Genomic DNA, 4,981 nt, shown 5'->3' on the forward strand with positions numbered 1-4,981 from the left:
CGTATGCAGCGCGGGACCGGCCGGTCTCCACACTGGAGAGCCATCCGAGGTCTGGCTCCCAGGTCCCGGTCGGCCCCCGGACCACCTCACCTTCCCGGGCCACCACCGGACACGCCCCAGCCTGCCCACCGGCACCCGGCCGGCACAGAAGCCCCAGCACCCCCTCTTCGGGTAGAGCCGGCTCCCCCGCCCAGAAACCGGGACCCTGCGCAGAAGACGGGGCACGGCAGCCATATAGGGTCACAATTCATGGACGACGCGACCCGGTGGATCGAGCTGGACGGGGCGGTCAACGCCCGCGACCTGGGCGGACTGCCCACCGCCGACGGACGGACCACACGGCGGGCACGGGTACTGCGCTCGGACAACCTCCAGGACCTCTCCGTCGCCGACGTACGGCTCCTCCTCGACGACTACGGCCTCAAGAACGTCATCGACCTGCGCAGCGACGCCGAGGTCCGCCTCGAAGGCCCCGGACCGCTCGCACGCGTGCCCTCCGTCACCGTCCACCAGCTGTCCCTGTTCCCCGAGGGCGGCCGCCACACCGACGTCGCCGCCGACACGCCCGCCGACACCGTCGACGTGGACAAGGCGCTCCCCTGGCAGGAACGTTCCGCCGACGGCGCCCAGGCGGACCGCCCCGCCGGCCACTACCTCGGTTACCTCCACGACCGCGGCGACTCCATCGTCGCCGCGCTCCGCGTCATGACGCGCACCGACGGGGCCTCACTCGTGCACTGCGCGGCGGGCAAGGACCGCACCGGCGTCGTCTGCGCCCTCGCACTGGACGTCGCCGGGGTCACCCGCGAGGCGATCGTCGCCGACTACGCCCAGACCGGCGAACGGCTTGAGGCGATTCTGCGGCGCCTCCGCGGCAGCGACACCTACGCCGCCGATCTGGACTCCCGCCCGGCCGACAGCCACCTCCCCCACGCGGCCATCATGGAGAAGCTCTTCGCCCGCGTCGACGAGGAGTTCGGCGGCACGCTCGCCTGGCTGTCCGGACACGGCTGGACGGCCGACGACACCGAAACCCTCCGCACCCGGCTCCTCACCTGAACGACCTGTGGACCGGCCGCTGATGCGGTCGCGTTGTTGTTGTCCTGTCTTGAAGGTCTTGTGATCATCGACACCGCCCGGCGCCTTTACACTGTAATTTCAAGGCTCAAGTAACCGGGGTGGTCACCCGCGGCACGGCGCGGGGCCGGTCAGGCGAGGACGCCGCGGACGGCGGCGTGGGCGGCCTTGCGCATCTCGGCGTGCAGCACCGCGTTCGCGTTCCGGTCGGTGCGCGCCTCCACGATCCGCAGCCCCTCCCCCGCCAGTGCCTTCGGCACGTCGGCCGCGGCCTCCAGACGCCGGTACGGAACGCCGTGGGCCGCGGCGAGGGCCTCCAGGTCCACCTGGTGCGGGGTGCCGAAGACCCGCTCGAACGGGTCGGCCAGCGCCGCCTGCGGGAGCAGCGAGAAGATCCCGCCGCCCTGGTTGTTCACCACGACGATCGTCAGATCGGGACGCCGCTCCCCCGCGCCGAGGATCAGCCCGTTCTGGTCGTGCAGGAACGCCAGGTCGCCGAGCAGCGCGAACGACCGGCCGGCGTGCGCCAGCGCCACGCCCATCGCCGTCGACACCAGCCCGTCGATGCCGCTGGCGCCCCGGTTCGCCAGGATCCGGATACCGCGCCGCGGCCGCATCACCTGGTCCAGATCGCGGATCGGCATGCTCGCGGCCGCCAGCAGCAGCGACCCGCCTGGCAGCGCCGCGACCAGATCGCGCGCCAGCCGCGGCTCGCTGACCTCCGGCACCGCGTCCAGCACCGCGTCGACCGCCGCCGCGGCGGCCAGGTCCGCGGTCCGCCACGACTTCAGCCACGCGTCGTCCCCCGACACCACCGGGATCTCCACCTCCGGAGCGACCTGCGTCGCCGACCGGACGGGATCGGGCCAGTGCGCCAGGTCCGGAGCCAGGACGATGTGCTCTTCGGCACGCCGCAGCAGCGACATCATCGGCCGCGACAGGCCCGGCTTGCCCAGCGTCACCACCACCTCGGGCCGGTGCCGCTCCACGAACTCCGGGACGCCCAGCAGGAAATGGTGCGACGACAGCGCGTGGTCGCCGTAGCGGGCGTTGCCCTGCGGCTCGGCCAGCACGGGCCAGCCGGCCATCGACGACGCCGCCACGTAGCGCTTGACGTTGGACGCGCCGTCCCCCACCACGAGCACGCCCCGCCGCGTCGGCGGGACGTGCAGCACCGACCCCGGCGTGGCCGCCCGCACCTTCGTCCACGCGCCCGTCGCGTCGCCGTCCAGGGGCTCGCACCACGTCTCGTCCCCGTCGGGGATCAGCGGCTCGCGGAACGCGGCGTTCAGATGCACCGGGCCGGGCCCCGGCGCCTGCGCCAGCCCCCACGCGCGGCTCACCAGCGACCGCCAGTACGCCACCATGCCCGGCCGGTTCTCCGGGACGCCGATCTCGGTGCTCCACCGCACCGCCGTCCCGTACAGCTTCACCTGGTCGATCGTCTGGTTCGCGCCGGTGTCGCGCAGCTCCGGCGGACGGTCCGCCGTGATCACCAGCAGCGGGACGCCCGACTCGTGCGCCTCGATCACCGCCGGATGGAAGTTCGCCGCCGCCGTCCCGGACGTGCACACCAGCGCCACCGGACGCCCCGACCGCTTCGCGATGCCGAGCCCGAGGAACGACGCCGACCGCTCGTCGATCCGCACGTGCAGCCGGACCCGCCCGGCCTCCGCGGCGGCGTGCAGGGCCAGCGCCAGCGGCGCCGACCGCGACCCCGGCGCCAGCACCGCGTCGGTCATCCCGCAGCGCTGCAGCTCGTCCACCAGGACGGTCGCCAGAGCCGTCGCCGGGTTCACGGCGCCGCCCCGATCACCGGCGGGCCGCCCAGCCGCGCCTGCGCCGCGGCGGCACGCTCGCGCCATCCCTCGTCACGGGCCTCACCGGAGACCTCCCAGCGCCGCAGCGCCTCCTCGTCCACGACCGGGCGCCGCACGGCGATCACCCCCGCCACCGGCCGCAGCGGATCCTCGACGACATCGCCCTCCAGCAGCGACAGCGTCCCCAGGCCGCACGCGTACGGCAACTCCGGCAGCGCCGCGGCGAGCGCCGCCCCGGCCGCCAGCCCCACCGACGTCTCCACCGCGCTCGACACCACCACCGGCAGCCCGCACGCCTCCGCGACCCGCAGCGCCGCGGCGACCCCGCCCAGCGGCTGCACCTTCAGCACCGCCACGTCGGCGGCCCCGGCCGCCCGCACCTTCAGCGGGTCCTCCGCGCGGCGGATCGACTCGTCCGCCGCGACCGGCACGTCCACCCGCCGCCGCACCCGCGCCAGCTCCTCCAGCGTCGCGCAGGGCTGCTCGACGTACTCCAGCTCCCAGCGGTCCAGCGACCGGATCATCCGGGCCGCGTGGTCGACGTCCCAGCCGCCGTTGACGTCGATCCGCACCCGGCCGTCCGGGCCGATCGCGTCGCGGACGGCCTCCACCCGCGCCAGGTCGTCGGCGTCGGACTGGCCGCGCTCGGCGACCTTGACCTTCGCGGTGCGGCAGCCGGATTCCTTCGTCATCGCATGCGCCCGCTCCGGGCCGACGGCCGGAATCGTCACGTTCACCGGGACCGTGTCGCGGACGGGCGCCGGCCAGCCGTCGCACGCGGCCTCCCGGGCCGCGGCGAGCCAGCGGGCGCATTCGGCCGGGCCGTACTCGGGGAACGGCGAGAACTCCCCCCACCCCGCGCGACCGCGGACGAGGACGCCCTCCCGCCGCGTGACACCGCGGAACCGCGTCCGCATCGGGATGGAGTAGACCCGCACCCGGAAGACCCCCTGACCTGCGTGCCGAATCACGGTATTCCGGATCACACCGCGCGTTCGGCTTTTAGTAGTACCACGGGTAGCGGGACCAGTCGGGATCCCGCTTCTCCAGGAACGAGTCCCGGCCCTCGGCCGCCTCGTCGGTGCCGTAGGCCAGCCGTGTCGCCTCCCCGGCGAACACCTGCTGCCCCACGATGCCGTCGTCGACCAGGTTGAACGCGTACTTCAGCATCCGCTGCGCCGTCGGGCTCTTTCCGTTGATCCTGCGGCCCCACGCCAGCGCCGTCGCCTCCAGCTCCGCGTGCGGGACGACCGCGTTGACCATGCCCATCCGGTGCGCCGCCTCGGCGTCGTAGTCGTCGCCGAGGAAGAAGATCTCGCGGGCGAACTTCTGCCCGACCTGCCGCGCCAGGTACGCCGACCCGAAACCGCCGTCGAAGCTCGCCACGTCCGCGTCGGTCTGCTTGAACCGCGCGTGCTCCCGGCTCGCGAGCGTGAGATCGCACACCACGTGCAGGCTGTGCCCGCCGCCCGCCGCCCAGCCCGGCACCACGCAGACGACGACCTTGCCCATGAAGCGGATCAGCCGCTGCACCTCGAGGATGTGCAGCCGCCCCGCCCGCGCCGGGTCGATCGTCTCCGACGTCTCCCCCTCCGCGTACCGGTAGCCGTCCTTGCCCCGGATCCGCTGGTCGCCGCCCGAGCAGAACGACCACCCGCCGTCCTTGGGCGACGGCCCGTTCCCCGTCAGCAGCACGCACCCCACGTCGCTGGACATCCTGGCGTGGTCCAGCGCCCGGTACAGCTCGTCCACCGTGTGCGGCCGGAACGCGTTGCGCACCTCGGGGCGGTTGAACGCCACCCGGACCGTGCCCTGGTCCACGGCGCGGTGGTAGGTGATGTCGGTGAAGCCGAACCCCTCGACCTCTTTCCACGCGTCCGCGTCGAACAGCTCCGAGACCATGTCGTCCTCTCCCCTAGGGTGACCGCCCTGCCGGGGTCGCGGGCGGCCGTCCACCATTCAACCCGCCGCGGATTCGAACACGTTCAGCGGGGTCGACTACCCTGATGAGATCATGGATCGCCCGCTGCACGCCGCCGTTCTGCCACCCGGCCCCCGCCTCCTGCGGGCCCTCGCCGACGCCC

The 4,981-nt window shown here is 73.7% G+C and carries 4 protein-coding genes; 1 reads left to right on the forward strand and 3 read right to left on the reverse strand.

What is annotated here, in order from left to right:
- Window positions 1-249 precede the first annotated feature (249 nt).
- Window positions 250-1,059: a tyrosine-protein phosphatase gene (locus tag E1281_RS37355; protein WP_131884426.1), complete on the forward strand. Its 810-nt coding sequence runs from the start codon at window positions 250-252 to the stop codon at window positions 1,057-1,059.
- A gap of 149 nt (window positions 1,060-1,208) precedes the next feature.
- On the opposite strand, the gene menD is transcribed toward E1281_RS37355, so the two are convergent.
- The 3 genes from menD to E1281_RS37370 form a co-directional block, all read right to left on the reverse strand.
- Window positions 1,209-2,876, reverse strand: coding sequence for a 2-succinyl-5-enolpyruvyl-6-hydroxy-3-cyclohexene-1-carboxylic-acid synthase (gene menD, locus E1281_RS37360; protein WP_131884427.1), 1,668 nt, complete (start codon window positions 2,874-2,876; stop codon window positions 1,209-1,211).
- The gene (locus tag E1281_RS37365; protein ID WP_131884428.1) at window positions 2,873-3,835 is read right to left on the reverse strand and encodes an o-succinylbenzoate synthase; all 963 of its coding nucleotides are present in this window, start codon (window positions 3,833-3,835) and stop codon (window positions 2,873-2,875) included. The genes menD and E1281_RS37365 overlap by 4 nt, the downstream gene beginning before the upstream one ends.
- Before the next feature lie 64 nt (window positions 3,836-3,899).
- Window positions 3,900-4,799: a 1,4-dihydroxy-2-naphthoyl-CoA synthase gene (locus tag E1281_RS37370; RefSeq protein ID WP_131884429.1), complete on the reverse strand. Its 900-nt coding sequence runs from the start codon at window positions 4,797-4,799 to the stop codon at window positions 3,900-3,902.
- Window positions 4,800-4,981: the final 182 nt, after the last annotated feature.

Origin of the sequence: Actinomadura sp. KC345 (assembly GCF_004348515.1) — a bacterium.
Lineage (GTDB): Bacteria > Actinomycetota > Actinomycetes > Streptosporangiales > Streptosporangiaceae > Spirillospora.

What these genes read in the sequence shown, in the direction of transcription:
- E1281_RS37355 (WP_131884426.1), top strand. Translation starts at nt 250, where the DNA reads ATGGACGACGCGACCCGGTGGATCGAGCTGGACGGGGCGGTCAACGCC.
- E1281_RS37370 (WP_131884429.1), bottom strand. Translation starts at nt 4,799, where the DNA reads ATGGTCTCGGAGCTGTTCGACGCGGACGCGTGGAAAGAGGTCGAGGGG.